We start from the raw sequence: 18,086 nt of genomic DNA, 5'->3' as shown, positions 1-18,086 counted from the left end.
TTGCGGCCGGCGGACCGTTGCGCCGGCCTTGCGGGTGTCGCTGCGCGATCGCACCTGTATAGCCGATGCGAGCCTTCACCACACCCTACCGTATGGTCAAGCCCACCGGGAGAGTCCATGCCGACCGGCACCGATCTGGTTCTCTACGACCCTGCCCGCGTGGAGCGTGAGGAGCGCTTCGTCCGCCGCAATTTCTGGCGGAAGCTGCGGGCCAACCTGCACCGGATTCCGTTCCTGGAGGAGTTGCTGGCGGCCTATTTCTGCGCGACCGATTCGGGAACCCCGTTCAAGGTGAAGGCGGTCCTGATGGGCGCGCTGGCCTATTTCGTGCTGCCGGTGGATGCCTTGCCGGACTGGCTGCTGGTCGCCGGCTTCACCGACGACGCGGCGGTGCTGGCGGCGGCCATCCAGGCGGTGCGCACCAACCTGACGCCGGAGCACTGGCTGCGGGCGCAAAAGGCGCTGCGCGCGGAAACGGCCGGCCTGGACAAGGCTGGGATGGGAGACGGACCCCAGCCGGCCGGCTGACTGGCCGGCGGCCAGTCACTCAGGTGCCCCGCCGGCCCTGGGTGGCGTCCCGGTGCATGGTGTAGACCGCCGAGCCGGCGATGACCGTGGCGCCGGCCCATCCCCACGCATCCATCGTTTCGCCGAAGGCGAGCCACGCGATCACGGCGCTGAAGGGAAGCCGCGCGTAATCGTAGGGCATCATCGTCGAGGCTTCGGCGAGCGCCATGGCGCGGGTCATGGCGAGCTGGCCCAGCGTCAGAAGCGCGCCCAGCGCCGCCAGCCAGCCGAGCATCGTCCAGCTTGGCCAGACCCAGACGAACAGGGCCGGAACCAGCGCCATCGGCGTGACGAACAGGCTGAGATAGGTGACCACCACGGCGGTGCCGTCCGTCCTGGCCTGCGTCCGCATTTGCAGGATGGTGGCGGCGGCGGTCATGCAATGCAGAAGCAGCATGGAGAGGGCGAGAAGCGCGCCTTCGCCGATGGCGTCCCCGCCGCTGGGCCGCAGCACGATCAGCACCCCGGCGAAGCCGACGCCGATGGCGCCCCAGCGGCGCATCCGGACCGACTCCCCCAGGAACAGGGCGGCGCCGATGGCGACGAACAGCGGGGTGGCGAAGCTGACCGCCGTCGCGGTGGCGAGCGGAATGTGGGCGACGCCGTAGAACCACGCCATCATCGCGACGAGGCTGGTCAGCGACCGCGACACGTACAGCCCCATCCGCCCGCCCGAGGCCACCGCGCGGAAGGTGGCGGCGCCGCTGGTCAGCGCCCAGGGCAGCATGATCATCAGGCTGAACAGATTGCGGAAGAACACCACCTGGAAGGGATGAAGCTCCAGTGTGACGTGCCGGATCGCCGCGTTGCCGGCGGCGAAGACCAGGGCCGAGCCGAGCATCCAGAACACCGCCTCGACCATGCGGCTGGAGGTCGAGGGGAGGATGGTCAGGCTCGGGGCTGGTGCTGACACGATCGCGTGGTCCGGCATCGGTGCGGGGAGATGCGAAGGGCGGTGTGTTTCCCATCCGGGAAAACAACCCCGCCGACGTCCCATCTTCCACCTTGCCCGCGGGTTCCGCAAGGGATACCGCATCCCTATGATTGTCTCTTTCGGAGATCATATCCCGGTATGAGTGTGCCGTCCGGCTCCGCCACCGCTCCTTGCGGGCGTCCGGCGCGTCGGTGCGGAGACGCGAACATGGGGCGTCCCGTTCGTCAGGCCGGGCGCGCGGCGGGCATGCGGACGGTGAAGCGGGTGCCGGGGGCGATCGGTTCGACCGCCAGCGTCGCGCCGAGCTGGCCCGACAGCGTGTGGACCAGGCGCATGCCCAGGCTGCGGCTGCGGCGCCAGTCGAACCCGGCCGGCAGCCCGACGCCATGGTCGGACACCGTCAGGCGGATCGCGCCCGACGGCTCGCGCGCCAGCCCGACGGCGATCGGGTGCGGCGGCCCGTCGGCGCGGCGGTCCGGGTAGGCGTGCTTGATCGCGTTCATCACCAGCTCGTTGGCGATCAGCCCAAGGGGGACGGCCTGGTCGGTCGGCACCTCGACCGGCTCCACCGCCAGCTCCAGCCGCCAGCCGCCGCCCTCCGACAGGGCCGAGCGTTCGAGGTCGCGGCACAGCGCGGTCAGGTAATCGTGGAAGGGGATGAAGCGGACGTCGTCGATCCGGTAGAGGAGGCGGTGGATGTCGCTGATCGCCTGCACCCGCCGCCCGGCCTCGTCGAGCTGGGCGCGCAGCCGCAGGTCGCCGGCTGATTGCGCCTGAAGGCTCAGCAGGCTGGAGACGACCTGGAGGCTGTTCTTGATGCGGTGGTTGACCTCGCGCATCAGCAGGTCCTTTTCCGCCAGCGCGCTGTCGCGCTCGCCGACCGCCTGCTCCAGCGAGGCGGTGCGGTCGCGCACCCGCGCCTCCAGCTCGCTCTGCACCAGCCGGGCGGCCCGCGCCTGCCGGAAACCGAAGAGCGACAGGGCGAGCAGCGCCAGGGCGGCGGCGGCGGCCAGCCCGACATAGGGCGTGATGGCGCGGCTCCAGGCGTCGAGCACCGGGGCGACGTCGTGCTGGACGACGACGTGGACCGGCCAGTTCTCCACCTGGCGGTGGGCGAAGATGATCGACTCGTCGCTGACGATGCCGCCGGCGGGGGTGGCACGGATGGCGCGGCGCCCGGTTTCGGACAGGGGGGTGGGAGCACCGGCCGAACGGTCCGGTTCGCGGACCAGCACGCTCAGGTCCTGGTCGCGGACCATCGCCGTCACCGGCTCGTAGGACAGCTCCAGCTCCTTGTAGAAGCCGGACAGATAGGCGGGATCGATGGTGACGGAGGCCATGCCGCGAAAGGCGCCGTCCGGGGCGGACAGGCGGCGGCTCAGCAGGAAGGACGCCTTGTTGGTGATCCGCCCGACAATGCGCTCGCTGATGTAGGGGCGGTCCGGGTTGGCGCGGTGGAAATGGAACATCTCGCGGTCGGAGGCGTCCGACGGGGGCGACGGGAAGGCGATGGTGGTCAGGCGCAGCTGTCCGGTCTGGTCGTTCAGCCAGACGGCGTCGAGGAAGGGCAGGCGGGCGCGCTGGCTGTCCAGCCGCTCCCACAGGGTCCGCGAGCCGGCGATGCCGTCCCAGTCCAGCCCGGTCGTCTCCTGCACCGCGTATTCGACCAGCAGGTCGGCGGCGTCGAACAGGCGGGCGGCGTGTTCCGCCAGGACGCGGACGGCGGCCAGGGCGCGGTCCTGGGCGTTGGCCAGGGCGCGCTCGCGCGACTGCACGCCGACGATGACGGTGACGCTGGCGAGGAAGACCAGACCGCAGGCCGCGAGCCAGCCGATGGCCGCCTCCAGGCGCGGCTTCCGGAACGAGGCGGGGGCTCCCGTCGAAGGCACGGCGGCCGGTGGCTGGGGCAGATCCATGCGGTCGGTCGTCTGACGATCCCTTCGGTCCGGGTCAGGATGGTAGCGTGGCAACGCAACATCGTAACCCTGCCTTTCGGCGGTGTCACGCGGCTGCCGATCGGTCGAAGGTCAGGAAATCAGACGAGCCGGACGGCGATCACGGCGAGCAGCGCGGCGATGACCCACAGGGCGGCGCGCTCGCCGCGCCGGCGGCGGTTCCAGCCCTGGAGCATCTGGCGCACCGTCGCCGGGTGCAGGCGCAGGCCGCCGTCGGCCATGTCGGCGACCACACGCTCGGCCTCGCGGACCAGGGCGGGCACGCGGCGGACCGTGGACAGCGCCGCGTTGGCGTCCTCCAGGAACTGGGCCTCCGGTCCGCGGTTCTCGCGCATCCACTCCTCGATCAGCGGCCGCGCCAGCTCCCACATGTTGATGTTCGGGTTCAGCAGGCGCCCGACCCCCTCGGCCGTCAGCATGCTCTTCTGGAGCAGCAGGAGCTGCGGCTGCGTCTCCATCTCGAACTGTTCGGTGACGGCGAAGAGCTGGGCGAGCAGCCGGCCGACCGAGATCTCGTTCAGCGGCTTGTTCTGCAACGGCTCGCCGATGGCGCGGCAGGCCTGGGTGAAGACCTCGATCGACTGGTGGCGGGGGACGTAGCCGGCCTCGAAATGCACGACGGCGACGCGGCGGTAGTCGCCGGTCAGGAAGCCGATCAGCATGTCGGCGAGGTAGGTGCGCGTCGCCCGGTCGAGCCGGCCCATGATGCCGAAATCGACCGCGGTGATGGTGCCCTGCTCGTTGATGAACAGGTTGCCGGGGTGCAGGTCGGCGTGGAAGAAACCGTCGCGGAACACCTGGTTGAAGAAGCTGGCCGACGCCATCGCCAGGATCTCGTCGCGGTCGAAGCCGGCGTCCTCGATGCGCGCCGCCTCGTCCACCTTGAAGCCGCGGATGCGCTCCAGCGTCAGCACCCGGCCGCCGGTGCGCTCCCAGTCGATGCGGGGAACGTTGAAGGTCGGGTCGTTGGTGAAGTTGCCGCCCAGCTCCGACGCGGCGGCGGCCTCCATCCGCAGGTCCATCTCCAGCCGCGAGGTGCGGGCGAAGGTGTCGACCACCTCGCGCAGGCGCAGGCGGCGCAGCTTGGGCAGGACGAACTCGGCGAGCGCCGCCAGCCAGTAGAACAGGTCGATGTCGCGTTCGAAGGCGGCCTCGATGCCGGGGCGCAGCACCTTGACCGCGACCTCCTCGCCGTCGGCCGTCACCGCGAAATGCACCTGCGCGATGGAGGCGGCGGCGACCGGCCGGTCCTCGAAGCTCCGGAACAGCGCCTGGATCGGCTGTCCGAACTCGGCCTCGACGATGGCGCGGGCCTGGGCGCCCGGGAAGGGCGGCAGCTTGTCCTGCAACTCGGCGAGATCGACCGCCATCCGCTCGCCGACGAGGTCGGAGCGGGTGGAGAGGAGCTGCCCGAGCTTGATGTAGGTCGGCCCCAGTTCGGCCAGCGCGCGGGCCAGCCGTTCGCCGTCGCGGCCGGGCACGTTGCGCCGGGCGACGCGGCGCCACAGCCACAGCAGGCCGGGCGCGGTGCCGAGCAGGGTCGCGGGCAGCGCGTCGTGGCGGGCGGCCGTGCGGCCGATGACCGCGAGGCGGACGAGATTGCGCAGGATGCGGAACACGGGGAAATCGCCTCTAGATGCGCCAGCCGGAATGGATGGCGGCGATCCCGCCCGTCAGGTTGCGCACCCGCACCGACGCGAAGCCGGCGGCCTCGATCCGCTTGGCGAGATCCGCCTGGGGCGGGAAGCGGCGGATGCTCTCGGCGAGGTAGCGGTAGCTGTCCTCGTCCTTGGCGACGATCCGGCCGATCTTCGGCAGCACCTGGAAGGAATAGAGGTCGTACAGCTCGCGCAGCACCGGCAGCACGACGTGGCTGAACTCCAGGCAATAGAACTTGCCACCGGGCTTGAGGACGCGGTGCGCCTCCTTGATCGCCTCGTCGATGCGGGTGACGTTGCGCAGGCCGAAGGCGATGGTGTAGGCGTCGACCGAGCGCGACGCCACCGGCAGCCTCTCGGCGTCGCCGACGGTCCAGTGCACGCCGGACAGGATGTTGCGGTCGATGGCGCGGTCGCGGCCGACGCGGACCATCGCCTCGGTGATGTCGCAGACCACCGCCGCCCCGCCGCCGCCGTTCAGGAAGCGGAAGGCGATGTCGCCGGTGCCGCCGGCGACGTCGAGCAGCGTCATGTCGGGCTTGGGCGCCACCATGGCCATCAGCGTGTCCTTCCACAGCCGATGGATGCCGCCCGACATCAGGTCGTTCATCAGGTCGTAGTTGGTCGCCACGCTGCCGAAGACGGCGCGGACGAGCCCCGACTTGGCGTCGGGATCGACGGGCGTGAAGCCGAACCAGTTGCCTTCGGAACCGGAGACGGGGCCGGAGGCCGGCTTGCTCTGACGGGGGGGCGTGTCGCTCATGGCCGGGAACATAGCGCGGCGCGGGGGGCGACGCCAGCGGGGGCTTGGGCGGAGGATGCGGCGATTTGCGTGCCCGCCCCCTTCCCACGCCCGCTCCCGTCAGGAATGGGCGGGCAGCATCGTGCGGAGGGTGCCCATGATCTCCTCGACGCGGACGGGCTTGCTCATGACCTGGATCGGTGCCTGGAAGCTGGCCTTCAGCCGCTCGGCCAGATCGGGGGTGGCGTAGCCGCTGACGACGACGACGGGCAGGTCGGGGGCCTCGCCGCGCAGGTTCCGGATCAGCTCGTCCCCCGCCATCACCGGCATGCGCAGGTCGGTGACCACGGCGTCGAAGCGGCCGCCGCGCCAGCGCTCCAGCGCCATCTTGCCGTTGAAGGCGGTCGTGACGCGAAAGCCCTCTTCGACGAGCCCCTGCTCCAGCGCCATGATGGCGAGCACCTCGTCGTCGACCAGCAGGATGTGGGGGCTTTCGGGCATGGCTGCTCTTCCATGGCGGTGGGACGCGCGTGGACGGTGGGGCGCACGCGCCGCGCGGAACCGATTCCCGCATCGAACCGGTCCGGCATCCTAGCCCGACGGGAGGGGGTAGGGCGATAGGGAAAAGCCCTGAACAACCTTTGGTGTGGCGCGCCCGGGCTTCGGTGTGGCGCACCCGGACTTTGGGGTGGTGCACCCGGCCCTCGCCGTCCCCCGCGCTTTCAGGCTATGATGCCCGGAGCTGGGCGTCCGGCCTGTGACCGGAGCCCGCGCAAGGACAAGGGGCGCGCGATCGTGAGGGCAGGGCTGAGGACGGTGCTCGCGGCGTGTCTGGGAGGGGTCGGGCTGGCCTTCACCATCGGCACGGCGGCCTTGCTCCAGGCCGAGGCCGGCGGCCGGATCCGTCAGATGATCGGCGTCCAGCTCCATGGGTACGCCGGGCAGGTCGCCGACAAGCTGGACCGTGGCATGTTCGAGCGCTACCGCGACCTGCTGGTGGTGACGAGCCTGGAGGCGATCCGCTCGGCCGAGGCGACCCGCGAGTCCCGCCGCGCGGTGCTCCAGAAGCTTCAGGACACCTATCCGGACTACGCCTGGATCGGCTTCATCGAGCCGCGCGGCATCCTCCAGGCCGCGACCGGCCGCGTCAACGAAGGGCGCGACGTCAACGGGCGGGACTGGTGGCGGCAGGCGCTGGAGCGTCCCTATGTCGGCGACGTCCACGACGCGGTCGTCCTTGCCAAGCTGCTCTACGCCGACCGCCCGGAGGTTCCCCGCTTCGTCGATCTCGCCGCCCCGGTCCGCGACGAGGGCGGCGCCGTCCTCGGCGTGGTGGCGGCGCATCTGAGCTGGGACTGGGCGACGGAGGTCGAGCGCTCGGTGCTGGGCGAGATCGTGGAGGGGCGGCGGCTGGAGGCGATGATCCTCGCCGCCGACGATACCGTCCTTCTCGGGCCGAAGCCGCTGGTCGGGCAGCGCCTCGCCGACCTGCCGTCGCCGTCGGCGGAGGCGGGCCTGCGTGTGTGGCCGGACGGCACCGCCTACATGACCGGGCTGGCCGTGACGAAGGGATACCGCGACTATCCGGGCCTCGGCTGGAAGGTGGTGCTGCGCGAGCCGGCCGCGCTGGCCATGGCCCCCGTGACGGCGCTGCGCGACCGCGTGATCGCCTGGGGCGTGGCGGGCAGCCTGCTCGCGGTGGTCGTCGGGTACCTCCTGGCGACCTGGATCGCCGCCCCGCTCCGCGCCATGGCCGGGGCCGTGGGGGCGGCTCCGGAGGGGGCGTTGCCGACCCTGCCGGCCGCGAGCCGCTACGCCGAGGTCGCCACCCTGTCCGCCGCCATCCGGAGCTATGTCGGGAAGCTGTGGCGCGCCGAGAGGAGCCTCAAGGAGTCGCTGGAGGAGAAGACCACCCTGCTCCACGAGGTCCACCACCGCGTGAAGAACAACCTCCAGGTCGTCTACGGCCTGATGATGATGGAGATGCGCAGGCTGCCCAAGGGCGATCCCGGCCGCGACCGGCTGGAGGCGCTGTCGCGGCGGATCACCGCGATGGGGCGGCTGCACGAGCAGCTCTGCCTGTCCGACGACCTCGCCCGGCTCGATTTCGCCGACCATCTGCGGCGGCTCTGCGACGCGCTGTCGGGCTTGCGGCCGCATGAGGCGGTCGCGATCCGCGTCGAGGCGGAACCGACCATCTGCTCGCTGGAGGCGGCGACCCCGCTCGGCCTGATCGCCAACGAACTGGTCAGCAACGCGCTCAAGCACGGTTTCCCGGCCGGCAGGCCGGGCTGCGTCTCGGTCACGCTCGCCCATGACGCCGCCGGACTGCGGCTGGTGGTGGCCGACGACGGGGCCGGCTGCGCCGGCGGGCCGCCGTCGGGCGGCGTCGGGACCGCGCTGGTCAACGCGCTGGTCGTCCAGATCGGGGGAAGGCTGACCTTCGACACGCGGGACGGCTGCCGGGCCACGCTGACGGTGCCGGCCGCCGCGCGGAACGGCGTGCGGGAGGCGCCGCAGCCGGCCGTGGCCGTGTGACGGCCGCCTCTGTCAGCGTGGCCGTGTGACGGCCGCAGCCGTCATCCCGGCCGTCCCCTCTTGCGTTCCGGTCCCGTTCACCCCACCCTCTGCCCCATGCCCGAGCTTCCCGAAGTCGAAACCGTGTGCCGGGGCCTCGCCCCGCACCTCGAAGGCCGCGTCCTGGTCCGCGTCGATCAGCGCCGCCCCAACCTGCGCATGCCCTTTCCCCCCGGCTTCGTCGAGCGGCTGACCGGCCGCCGCGTCGAGTCGGTGCGGCGGCGCGCCAAATACATCCTGGTGCATCTCGACGACGGGGCGGTGCTGATCGCCCATCTCGGCATGTCCGGCCGGATGATCATCACGCCCGAACGGCCCGACAGCCCCGGCAAGCACGATCATGTGGTGTTCGAGACCGACGCCGGCACCATCGTCACCTTCAACGACGCCCGCCGCTTCGGCTTCATGGATCTGGCGAGCGCCGACGCGCTGGGCGACCACCCGATGCTGCGCACGCTGGGGCCGGAGCCGCTCGGCAACGCCTTCTCCGGCCCGGTGCTGGCCGAGCGGCTGGCGGGCAGGATGACGCCGATCAAGGCGGCGCTGCTCGACCAGACGGTCGTCGCCGGGCTTGGCAACATCTATGTGTCGGAGGCGCTGTTCCAGTCGCGCCTCAGCCCGACCCGCATCGCCTCGACCGTCAGCGGCGCCAAGGCCGACCGGCTGGCCGCCGCGATCCGCGAGGTGCTGGGCCGCGCCATCGAGGCCGGCGGCTCGTCGCTGCGCGACTATCGGCAGGCGTCGGGGGAGCTGGGTTATTTCCAGCACCAGTTCGCCGTCTACGATCGCGCGGGCGAGCCGTGCCCCGGCTGCTCCTGCGACGTGGCCGCGACCGGCGGCGTGCGGCGCATTGTACAGTCCGGGCGCTCGACTTTCTATTGTGCGGCGCGCCAACGCTGATATACCTGGATCCATGACGGCTTTTCCGGCCACGCCTCGGGCGGCGCTCGTCGCCGCACTCCTCCTTGCCGGCCCCGCGGTCGCGGGCCTGGGGAGCCTCGCTTTTTCCTCCATTCCGGCCGAGGCGGCGGACCCTGCGCCTTCCGCTTCCGGGTCCGTCCTTCCCGGCCCCTTCGTTCCAGGACTGCCCGACGTTCCGGCCATGCCCGGATTGAGGGCGGCGGAGGCCGAGCCGCTGGTCTTCGACAAGCCGGGCGGGCGCATCGTCCAGGCGGTGCTGTCGGGGGCGGTGCCGCGCAACGCGGTGCTGGCCTTCTACGACCAGACCCTGCCGCAGCTCGGCTGGCGGCGCACCGCCGAGCGGGTCTTCGTCCGCGAGGGCGAGGAATTGAGGCTGGAATTCACCGGAACGGTGAAGTCCGCCGCGGCGAGGGCCGAACCGACGACCATCCGCTTCACGCTGAACCCGCGCTGAGGCGGCCGTCGCCAGACAACCATAACACGCGAAACGCGAAACCAACCGGGGCGCCGCGACGCCGGCCTCCGCCAGATCGGGAGAGTGCTGCAACCATGTCGTACGAAACCATCCTCGTCGAGACCCGTGGCCCCGTCGGGCTGATCACGCTGAACCGTCCGAAGGCGCTGAACGCGCTGTGCGACCAGCTCGTGACCGAGCTGGGCCAGGCGCTCGACGCCTTCGAGGCCGATTCCGCCATCGGCGCCATCGTGATCACCGGGTCGGAGCGCGCCTTCGCCGCCGGCGCCGACATCAAGGAGATGGCCGGCTTCTCCTACATGGACGTCTACAACTCCAACTTCATCACCGCGAAGTGGGAGCGTCTGGCCAAGGCCCGCAAGCCGACCATCGCCGCGGTGGCGGGCTTCGCGCTCGGCGGCGGCTGCGAGCTGGCGATGATGGCCGACTTCATCCTGGCCGCCGACACCGCCAAGTTCGGCCAGCCGGAGATCACCATCGGCACCATCCCCGGCGCCGGCGGCACCCAGCGCCTGACCCGCTTCGTCGGCAAGTCCAAGGCGATGGAGATGGTGCTGACCGGCCGCATGATCGACGCCGCCGAGGCCGAGCGCTGCGGCCTCGTCAGCCGCGTCGTCCCGGCCGCCGAGCTGGTCGAGGAGGCGGTGAAGGTCGCCACCAAGATCGCCTCGCTGTCGCAGCCGGTCGTCGCCATGGCCAAGGAGGCGGTCAACGCCGCCTACGAGACCACGCTGGCCGAGGGCGTGCGCTTCGAGCGCCGCCTGTTCCACTCGACCTTCGCCACCGAGGACCAGAAGGAAGGCATGGCCGCCTTCGCCGAGAAGCGCCAGCCGACCTGGAAGAATCGCTGATTCCACACCGGAGCCCTCCCCCGCATCTGGTGGGGGAGGGACAGATCCGGTCAAGATGTCGTCGCGCCGCCGAAAGAACAGACGGACGGCGGCGGGCGCCTTGACTCGGATGTCCTCGGCGCGTATAAGGCGCGCTCGCATCACGACAGCCGTGTCGTTCGGAGTAGGGTTTCCATGGCCAATCATAAGTCCGCTGAAAAGCGCATTCGTCAGACCGAGCGTCGCACGGAAGTCAACCGTGCCCGCGTCAGCCGCATCCGTTCCTTCGTGAAGAAGGTCGAGAGCGCCATCGAGGCCGGCGACAAGGCCGTCGCCGCCGAGGCCTTCAAGTCCGCCCAGCCGGAAATGATGCGCGGCGTCTCGAAGGGCGTGCTGCACCAGAACACGGTGTCGCGCAAGCTGTCGCGCCTGTCGGCCCGCATCAAGGCTCTGTGATTTAGAGTCTTCATCGCTGGTTTCAAAAAGCCGCGCCCGTGACTCGGGGCGCGGCTTTTTGCGTTTAAAGTGAAGATTTGCAAGTTCGCTCGCTGTCCTGGATTTTCGATAATTTGGCCTATGGATTCTGTTATCGGTCTTTTGCCTGGCACGAACGATTTCGTCTTTTTGGCCCGTTCGCCATCTGTCCCATTGCCAGACATCTTGGCTGGGATTAAAGTTTTCTTCCGTTCGGGAGTGCGAAACGATGTGTTCGCCACGTTACGCCCCGCTCGGGAACATGACAAGAAAGCGGAGGTCTTGGACCAGCCGGTGATGAGGGAGTCACGGCGGGGAGCGGGATCTTCTTTTCCTTAAACACGTTGCGTTCATGGCGGGATTTACAATTTCGCCTTTTGTGTCGTTGGGCCGATCCGATCGTGGGCATCCATCCTGGGAGTCTTCCGGGGGGGAACAAGCCGGCGGTCGAACAGCCATGTGTATGGAACGGCCGTGGGATCGAACGGCCACGGGAACAAGCGCCGGCCGGTTCCGGTGGCGGGATGATCCCGGCCTCCCGTGGCGTGTGCGTCCGGGGCGGGGAGCAGGGGCAGGGGGAGCATGTCGGTCGGCGTGTCGTTGGATCAGCAGTGGGCGCGCATTCGCGGGCGCCTGAAGGATGAGGTGGGCGAGATCGCCTACCGCAGCTGGCTTCAGCCGCTGTCCGTCGCCAGCATGACCGGCGGCGAGGTGTGCATCGTCGTGCCGACGCGCTTCATGCGCGACTGGGTGCTGACCCACTACGCCGACCGCATCCGCGCCCTGTGGAACGGGGAGAATCCCGAGGTCCATTCCATCGACGTCATCGTCGCCTCGACCAGCGCGCCCGCCGCCCTCGTCGCCGACAACGACGACCGCGACGACCCGGCGCCCGGTCGTCCGGCCGAGCGGGCCGAGTCCCGTGCCTCCTTCGCTTCCCCGCCGGCCGAACGCCGTCCGGCACCGGGCGGCGATACGGCTCCGGCCGCCTCCTACACCTCCGCCTCCTACGGCGGGGGGGCGTCGGACGAGTCGCCGAACGCCGTGCCGGCGATCCTGGAGGACCGTTCCGACCTGTCCGCCGCGCTCGACCCGCGCTTCACCTTCGAGAATTTCGTCGTCGGCAAGCCGAACGAGCTGGCCCACGCCGCCGCCCGCCGGGTCGCCGACGCCACCGCCGTCACCTTCAACCCGCTGTTCCTCTACGGCGGCGTCGGGCTGGGCAAGACCCACCTGATGCACGCGCTGGCCTGGCAGATCCGCAAGAACGACCCGAACCGCAAGGTGCTCTACCTGTCGGCCGAGAAGTTCATGTACCAGTTCATCCGCGCGCTGCGCTTCAAGGACACGATGGCCTTCAAGCAGCAGTTCCGCTCGGTGGACGTGCTGATGATCGACGACGTGCAGTTCATCAGCGGCAAGGACTCCACCCAGGAGGAGTTCTTCCACACCTTCAACGCGCTGGTCGATCAGAACCGGCAGGTCATCATCTCCGCCGACAAGAGCCCGTCCGACCTGGAGGGCATGGAGGAGCGGCTGCGCTCCCGTCTCGGCTGGGGGCTGGTCGCCGACATCCACCCGACCACCTACGAGCTGCGGCTCGGCATCCTCCAGGCCAAGGCGGACGCGCTCCAGGCGACCATCCCGCTGAAGGTGCTGGAGTTCCTCGCCCACAAGATCACGTCGAACGTGCGCGAGCTGGAAGGGGCGCTGAACCGCATCGTCGCCCACGCCGAGCTGGTCGGCCGCTCCATCTCGCTGGAGACGACGCAGGAGGTGCTGCACGACCTGCTGCGCGCCAACGACCGCCGCGTCACCATCGACGAGATCCAGAAGCGCGTCGCCGAGCACTACAACATCCGCGTCGCCGACATGCATTCGGCCCGCCGCGCCCGCGCCGTGGCGCGCCCGCGCCAGATCGCCATGTACCTTGCCAAGCAGCTCACCGCCCGCTCGCTGCCGGAGATCGGCCGCAAGTTCGGCGGGCGCGACCACACCACCGTGATGCACGCGGTCAAGAAGGTGGACGAGCTGCGCGCCACCGACCCCTCCTTCGCCGAGGACGTCGAGCTGCTGCGCCGCATGCTGGAAAGCTGAGCGGTTCCAGTCCCGTTCGCGTATGACGAACGCATGAAGTTTGGCGGGGCCCCCGTGTGGAACATGGACGGCCCCCGGTTCTCTCGGGCACACTCGCGGACTTGAGCGGGACGGCACCCAGGCCGCCCCCCGTGGAACGCGACAACGCCCAGGAACAGGGAGAACGGCGCCATGCCGAAGATCGACAGCAAGATCGGCCCGACCAGCCTTGCCACCATGACCGAGGCCCAGCGGTCGAGCGCGGAGACCCAGCGCGCCGCCAGGAGCTTCTCCCGCCGCCTGCTGCTGAAGAGCGCGGCCGCCGTCGCCGGCGTCGCCTCGGTCGGGCCGTTCGTGCTGCGGGAGGGCCGCGCCGCCTCCGGTTCGGTGAAGATCTTCTCCTGGGCCGGCTACATCAGCCCGGACATGCTCGCCGACTTCGAGAAGAAGACCGGCGTCAAGGCGACCCTGACCGAATACGGCACCAACGACGAGCTGCTGAACCAGCTCAAGGCGACCGGCGGCGCCGGTTTCGACATCATCCACCCGACGGTCGACCGCGTGCCGAACTACGTCGAGTTCGACCTCGTCCAGCCGCTCGACGAGTCGAAGGTCAAGTGGGACGGCTGCCTGAAGTCGTCGGTCGAGGGCTCCGCCGGCATGGGCGGCGTGGTCGGCGGCAAGCGCTTCCTCGCGCCCGCCGACTGGGGCACCGAGGGGCTGGCCTACGACCCGAAGGCCGCCCCGCTGGCCTACGGCAGCGCCAGCTACGGCGACCTGTGGGCGCCGGCCAACGCCGGCAAGGTGACGGTGCGCGGCCATTCCTCGCTGATCGGCATCGGGCTGTGGCTGGAAAGCCAGGGCAAGCTGCCGCACCCGATCCGCGACCAGTTCAAGGACGAGGCCAAGGCCCGCGCCAACTTCGACGCGATCCTCAAGGTCGCCGCCGCCAACAAGAAGTCGGTCGCCCAGTTCTGGACCAACGAGAACGAGGCGCAGGGCGCCTTCCGCACCAACGGCTGCGTCATCGGCCAGACCTGGGACTCGACCGCCGTCGCGCTTCGCAAGGAGGGGCTGCCGGTCCGCTTCGTCGCCCCGAAGGAGGGTGCGCTCGCCTGGATGGAAGGCTTCGCCATTCCGAAGAAGGCCGAGAACCTGGAGAACGCCTACGCCTGGATCAACTGGTTCTACACGCCGGAGGCGGGCGCGCTCTACACCAACTTCTCGGGCATCTCCAGCACGGCGGTCGGCGCCGAGGCGCATCTGACCGACCTGAACAAGCAGTTCTTCGCCGACGCCTATCCGGGCGACGCGTTGCAGAAGCTGTGGTGGTGGCCGATCCAGGAAGCCTGGTACGTCTCGATCCGCAACGAATACCAGGACCGCTTCCTGGCGGCGTGAGGTCAGTGTTTCCAGGACACGGGTGAACGGGTTCAAGCATCCCTGTTCATCTGTGTCCATCTGTGTTCATCTGTGTCTCAATTCACAGGCCGTTCAGTTTGGTCTTTGACACAGATGAACACAGATAAACACAGATGAATTTGAACACTCTCTGCCGGATCGCCCTTCATCCATGAGCCAGGACGTCCAACTCGACTCCGTCACCATGCGGTTCGGCGAGACCGTCGCCGTCCGCGACGTCTCGCTGACCATCCGGGCCGGGGAGTTCTTCAGCTTCCTCGGGCCGTCGGGCTGCGGGAAGACCACCATCCTGCGGATGATTTCCGGCTTCATGGAGCCGACGGGCGGCGCCATCCGCATCGGCGGCGCCGACATGCGCGGCATCGGCCCGAACAGGCGGCCGACCGCGCTGATCTTCCAGAATCTGGCGCTGTTCCCGCTGATGACGGTGGCCGACAACATCGGCTTCGGGCTGGAGGTGCGCGGCGTGCCCTCGGCCGACCGCAAGCGGCGGGTGCGCGAGCTGCTGGAGCTGGTGGCGCTGCCCGACACCGCCGGGAAGCGCGTCACCGACCTGTCCGGCGGCCAGCGCCAGCGCATCGCCATCGCCCGCGCCCTGGCGGTCGAGCCGGCGGTGCTGCTGCTCGACGAGCCGCTGTCGGCGCTCGACCTCAAGCTGCGCCAGCACATGCGGGGCGAGTTGCGCGAGCTGCAACGCCGCACCGGCGTGACCTTCATCTACATCACCCACGACCAGGGCGAGGCGCTGACCATGTCCGACCGCATCGGCGTGATGTCGCGCGGCGTGCTGGAGCAGGTCGGCGACGGGCCGAGCGTCTACGACCGGCCGGAGACCGCCTTCGTCGCCTCCTTCGTCGGCGAGACCAACCGCTTCGCCGGCACGGTCGTCGAGACCGCCGAAGGCTGGGCGGTGCTCGACACCGGTTTCGGGCGGCTGCGCGGGCGCAACCCGCGCAACCTCGCGGCGGGCGAGCGCGCCACCCTGTTCGTCCGCCCGGAGCGGCTGGCGCTGGGGCGGGACGAGAACGCGCTGGAGGCCCGCGTGACCCACAGCGATTTCGAGGGCGCCTTCGTCAACGCCTTCCTGGAGGGCGGGCTGACCGTGCAGGTGCCGCATCTTGGCCAGGAGCCGGCCTTCGTCCCCGGCCAGCCGGCCCGGCTTGGCTTCCGGGCGGAGGACGCGGTGGCGCTGCCGGCCGCGTCCTGACCGGGTCTACTTGTCCACCGGGAGCGTCGAGCGGAAGATCGCCTTCTCGAAATCGTCGATCAGGGCGTCGATCCGCAACTCCCAACGGCCATCCACCGGCAGCGCCAGCCCGTCCAGCCGGTAGGCTCCGGGGCCGTCGCGGACCGGCTTGCGGACGAGCGGCTCGATTCCGGCGGCGGGTTGCGTCAACTCCACCGTCAGCTCCTTCGGGTCGAAGGGCGTGCCGTCGGCCTGCGCGAGGTGCAGGGTCAGGCGGTTCGCCCCCGTCCGCGCCGGATCCAGCTCGATGACGGCCTGACGCCCCTTCGCCGTCGCCACGCTGCTGTAGCCGGTCACCGCTTCAGCCGCCGGCTGGACCAGGGCGCGCGGCGGCGGGGTGGTGCCGAGCCCGGCGGTCAGCAGCAGCACGACCGCCATCAGCGCCATCTCCGACGCGACGCTGAGCATCAGCAGCCGCTGCGCCCGGTCGCGCTCGGAACGGCTGCCGCCGCGCAGCGCCGGGGTCAGCCGCAGCCGGTTGACCGAGGCCAGCCCCAGCAGCAGCGCCACCCCGACCATCTTCGCCAGCCAGAGCTGGCCGTACACGGTGGTTCCGATGGCGGCCGGGCTCGTGATCTGGAGCAGGCTCAGGCCCGCCCCGGCGATGGTCAGGACGGCGACGGCGGCGAGGGCGCCGAGGGAAAAGCGCCGGACCAGCCGCGCCGATTCCGCGCTTGGCGCGTGGCGCAGCACCGCCCGCAGCGGCACCAGCGAGCCCAGCCAATAGGCGGCGGCCAGCCCGTGCAGCGCCACCAGCGGGGCGGCCAGCCCGCGCGGCGGCGCGGTCGCGGCGTGCCCGGTGGCGGCCAGGGCACCGACCGCGACCAGCGCGCCGGTCAGCGTCACGGCGCGCCAACCGCCCCGCAGCCCGACCGCCAGCAGGGTCAGGCCGGCGAGCGCGATGCCGGCGCTGGGGCCGCCGGTGCTGGCCAGGGCGGCGCGCCAGCTCTCCGCATCGAACAGGGCCGTCGGCGGCCCGCCGGTCAGCACCACCCCGGCCAGACCGAGGTTGAGCAGCACGGCGGCCGCCGCGATTCCGACCTGGGCGGGCAGCCGGACCAGGCGAACCAGCGGCATCCGCGACCGCCCGGCGGGCAGCGTCAGGCCGGGCGCCACCAGGGTGACGAACAGGGCACCCCCGGCGGCGGCGAGCAGGCTGCCGTAATGCAGCGCGCGGGCCAGCGCGGCGGCGAGCAGCGCGGCGTCGCGTCTCCGCTCCTCCGCCTGTTCGGGACGCTCGGGGGTGACGCCCACGCCGAACAGCAGCGATCCGGCCACCGGGTGGCCGTCGCCGGAGGTCACGCGATAGCTGACCGTGTAGGTTCCCCGCGCGGGGGAAGCCGCCGGCAGGGGGATGCGCAACCCATCGTCCTCGACCCTGGCCGGACCGGGCAGCGCCAACTCGCCGCCCGGCCCGAAGGCGCGGACGGCGACCGGCGACACCGCCTCGTTGAAGCGCAAGCGGATTTCGGCCGGCAGGCGCTCCACCCGCGCCCCGTCGGCCGGGCTGGAGTCCAGCAGCACGGCGTGGGCGTGCAGGGTGTGGGGAAGAAGCAGCAGCGCGAGGAGGGCGACCAGCCGCAAGATGCCCTTGCCCTTGCCCTTCCCCTTCCACCCGGCCCGATCCCCTCTCCCCGGGGGGAGAGGGAGAGCAATGGGGGGCCGAGCCCTCACGGCTTGGCCGTCAGCGTGACGGTCGGTGCCGGCTCCTTGTAGTCGTCGGTGCTCCTGCCCGGCTCGGGGATCTCGATCCAGCGGTGCACGCCCTTCTCGCACTCCTGCACGATGGGGAAATGCAGCACGGTGCCGGCGGCCTTCTCCGGCAGCTTGGCCCGGAAGACGAACTCGTCGTACCAGGCGTCGGGCAGGGTGCCGCCGGTCCACACCACCTCGGTCACGCCCTTGGTGATGGTCTGGCCGTGGTTCTCGTAGGGGGTGGCGTAGGTCCCCTCGACGGTGGACAGGGTCCAGCCGGACTTGGGCATCGGCTTCACCGCGACGACGCCCTCGGGAACGCGGACGCGGACGGTCGTGGTCGGGCTGCCGTCGCAGCCGTGGCCGATGCGGATCACCGCCTTGTAATAGCTGCCGCTCGGCGCCTGCGCGGTTTCCAGCGTGGCGTGGGCGAGGGCGGTGGCGGGCAGGGCGAGCAGAAGGGCGGCCGCAAGGGCGGCGCGGGTCGTGCCGGTCATGGCGGGAAACTCCGGAA

Annotated in this window: 16 protein-coding genes; 9 read left to right on the top strand and 7 right to left on the bottom strand. The window is 70.5% G+C overall.

Annotation, left to right across the window (positions count from 1 at the left end):
• Window positions 1-117 precede the first annotated feature (117 nt).
• Entirely contained in the window at window positions 118-528 is a 411-nt protein-coding gene (locus tag J2847_RS27700) for a YkvA family protein (RefSeq protein WP_209781982.1), read from the top strand.
• Window positions 529-547: 19 nt separating this feature from the next.
• On the opposite strand, the gene J2847_RS27695 is transcribed toward J2847_RS27700, so the two are convergent.
• From J2847_RS27695 to J2847_RS27675, 5 genes are all read right to left on the bottom strand, one after another.
• Complete coding sequence (locus J2847_RS27695; RefSeq protein ID WP_325169499.1) at window positions 548-1,480, bottom strand: DMT family transporter; 933 nt, start codon at window positions 1,478-1,480, stop codon at window positions 548-550.
• 245 nt (window positions 1,481-1,725) lie between these two features.
• Window positions 1,726-3,417, bottom strand: a complete 1,692-nt coding sequence (locus tag J2847_RS27690) for a sensor histidine kinase (protein WP_209781981.1) — start codon at window positions 3,415-3,417, stop codon at window positions 1,726-1,728.
• A gap of 119 nt (window positions 3,418-3,536) precedes the next feature.
• A complete protein-coding gene (gene ubiB, locus J2847_RS27685; protein WP_209781980.1) occupies window positions 3,537-5,075 on the bottom strand; it encodes a 2-polyprenylphenol 6-hydroxylase in 1,539 nt (512 codons plus the stop codon).
• A gap of 13 nt (window positions 5,076-5,088) precedes the next feature.
• Window positions 5,089-5,877 (bottom strand): class I SAM-dependent methyltransferase, encoded by a 789-nt coding sequence (locus J2847_RS27680; RefSeq protein WP_233474840.1) that lies wholly within the window; start codon window positions 5,875-5,877, stop codon window positions 5,089-5,091.
• 99 nt (window positions 5,878-5,976) lie between these two features.
• Entirely contained in the window at window positions 5,977-6,357 is a 381-nt protein-coding gene (locus J2847_RS27675; protein ID WP_209781978.1) for a response regulator, read from the bottom strand.
• A gap of 294 nt (window positions 6,358-6,651) precedes the next feature.
• On the opposite strand from J2847_RS27675, the gene J2847_RS27670 reads away from it, so the two are divergent.
• The 8 genes from J2847_RS27670 (at window position 6,652) to J2847_RS27635 (ending at window position 15,838) form a co-directional block, all read left to right on the top strand.
• Complete coding sequence (locus J2847_RS27670) at window positions 6,652-8,394, top strand: sensor histidine kinase (RefSeq protein WP_325169498.1); 1,743 nt, start codon at window positions 6,652-6,654, stop codon at window positions 8,392-8,394.
• A 96-nt stretch (window positions 8,395-8,490) separates the two neighbouring features.
• A complete protein-coding gene (mutM, locus tag J2847_RS27665) occupies window positions 8,491-9,333 on the top strand; it encodes a bifunctional DNA-formamidopyrimidine glycosylase/DNA-(apurinic or apyrimidinic site) lyase (protein ID WP_209781977.1) in 843 nt (280 codons plus the stop codon).
• A gap of 202 nt (window positions 9,334-9,535) precedes the next feature.
• Window positions 9,536-9,808, top strand: a complete 273-nt coding sequence (locus J2847_RS34355; protein ID WP_233474839.1) for a hypothetical protein — start codon at window positions 9,536-9,538, stop codon at window positions 9,806-9,808.
• A gap of 95 nt (window positions 9,809-9,903) precedes the next feature.
• Window positions 9,904-10,680 (top strand): enoyl-CoA hydratase, encoded by a 777-nt coding sequence (locus J2847_RS27655; RefSeq protein WP_209781975.1) that lies wholly within the window; start codon window positions 9,904-9,906, stop codon window positions 10,678-10,680.
• Window positions 10,681-10,854: 174 nt separating this feature from the next.
• Window positions 10,855-11,115, top strand: coding sequence for a 30S ribosomal protein S20 (gene rpsT, locus J2847_RS27650; RefSeq protein WP_085555766.1), 261 nt, complete (start codon window positions 10,855-10,857; stop codon window positions 11,113-11,115).
• 600 nt (window positions 11,116-11,715) lie between these two features.
• Window positions 11,716-13,230 carry a chromosomal replication initiator protein DnaA gene (gene dnaA / locus J2847_RS27645; protein ID WP_209781974.1) on the top strand — a complete coding sequence of 505 codons (1,515 nt, stop codon included), beginning with the start codon at window positions 11,716-11,718 and terminating at the stop codon, window positions 13,228-13,230.
• A 171-nt stretch (window positions 13,231-13,401) separates the two neighbouring features.
• Window positions 13,402-14,610: an extracellular solute-binding protein gene (locus J2847_RS27640; RefSeq protein WP_233474838.1), complete on the top strand. Its 1,209-nt coding sequence runs from the start codon at window positions 13,402-13,404 to the stop codon at window positions 14,608-14,610.
• A gap of 172 nt (window positions 14,611-14,782) precedes the next feature.
• The gene (locus tag J2847_RS27635; protein ID WP_209781973.1) at window positions 14,783-15,838 is read left to right on the top strand and encodes an ABC transporter ATP-binding protein; all 1,056 of its coding nucleotides are present in this window, start codon (window positions 14,783-14,785) and stop codon (window positions 15,836-15,838) included.
• Between the two features lie 6 nt (window positions 15,839-15,844).
• On the opposite strand, the gene J2847_RS27630 is transcribed toward J2847_RS27635, so the two are convergent.
• A complete protein-coding gene (locus J2847_RS27630; RefSeq protein WP_209781972.1) occupies window positions 15,845-17,461 on the bottom strand; it encodes a copper resistance CopC/CopD family protein in 1,617 nt (538 codons plus the stop codon).
• A gap of 86 nt (window positions 17,462-17,547) precedes the next feature.
• Window positions 17,548-18,069: a YcnI family copper-binding membrane protein gene (locus J2847_RS27625; RefSeq protein WP_209781971.1), complete on the bottom strand. Its 522-nt coding sequence runs from the start codon at window positions 18,067-18,069 to the stop codon at window positions 17,548-17,550.
• Window positions 18,070-18,086 lie beyond the last annotated feature (17 nt).

The organism is Azospirillum agricola, assembly GCF_017876095.1.
Lineage (GTDB): Bacteria > Pseudomonadota > Alphaproteobacteria > Azospirillales > Azospirillaceae > Azospirillum > Azospirillum agricola.
This window is presented reverse-complemented; position numbering and strand designations above follow the sequence as displayed.

What these genes read in the sequence shown, in the direction of transcription:
- J2847_RS27700 (WP_209781982.1), top strand. Translation starts at nt 118, where the DNA reads ATGCCGACCGGCACCGATCTGGTTCTCTACGACCCTGCCCGCGTGGAG.
- J2847_RS27690 (WP_209781981.1), bottom strand. Translation starts at nt 3,417, where the DNA reads ATGGATCTGCCCCAGCCACCGGCCGCCGTGCCTTCGACGGGAGCCCCC.
- J2847_RS27680 (WP_233474840.1), bottom strand. Translation starts at nt 5,877, where the DNA reads ATGAGCGACACGCCCCCCCGTCAGAGCAAGCCGGCCTCCGGCCCCGTC.
- J2847_RS27675 (WP_209781978.1), bottom strand. Translation starts at nt 6,357, where the DNA reads ATGCCCGAAAGCCCCCACATCCTGCTGGTCGACGACGAGGTGCTCGCC.
- mutM (WP_209781977.1), top strand. Translation starts at nt 8,491, where the DNA reads ATGCCCGAGCTTCCCGAAGTCGAAACCGTGTGCCGGGGCCTCGCCCCG.
- J2847_RS34355 (WP_233474839.1), top strand. Translation starts at nt 9,536, where the DNA reads ATGCCCGGATTGAGGGCGGCGGAGGCCGAGCCGCTGGTCTTCGACAAG.
- J2847_RS27655 (WP_209781975.1), top strand. Translation starts at nt 9,904, where the DNA reads ATGTCGTACGAAACCATCCTCGTCGAGACCCGTGGCCCCGTCGGGCTG.
- rpsT (WP_085555766.1), top strand. Translation starts at nt 10,855, where the DNA reads ATGGCCAATCATAAGTCCGCTGAAAAGCGCATTCGTCAGACCGAGCGT.
- dnaA (WP_209781974.1), top strand. Translation starts at nt 11,716, where the DNA reads ATGTCGGTCGGCGTGTCGTTGGATCAGCAGTGGGCGCGCATTCGCGGG.
- J2847_RS27640 (WP_233474838.1), top strand. Translation starts at nt 13,402, where the DNA reads ATGCCGAAGATCGACAGCAAGATCGGCCCGACCAGCCTTGCCACCATG.
- J2847_RS27635 (WP_209781973.1), top strand. Translation starts at nt 14,783, where the DNA reads ATGAGCCAGGACGTCCAACTCGACTCCGTCACCATGCGGTTCGGCGAG.
- J2847_RS27625 (WP_209781971.1), bottom strand. Translation starts at nt 18,069, where the DNA reads ATGACCGGCACGACCCGCGCCGCCCTTGCGGCCGCCCTTCTGCTCGCC.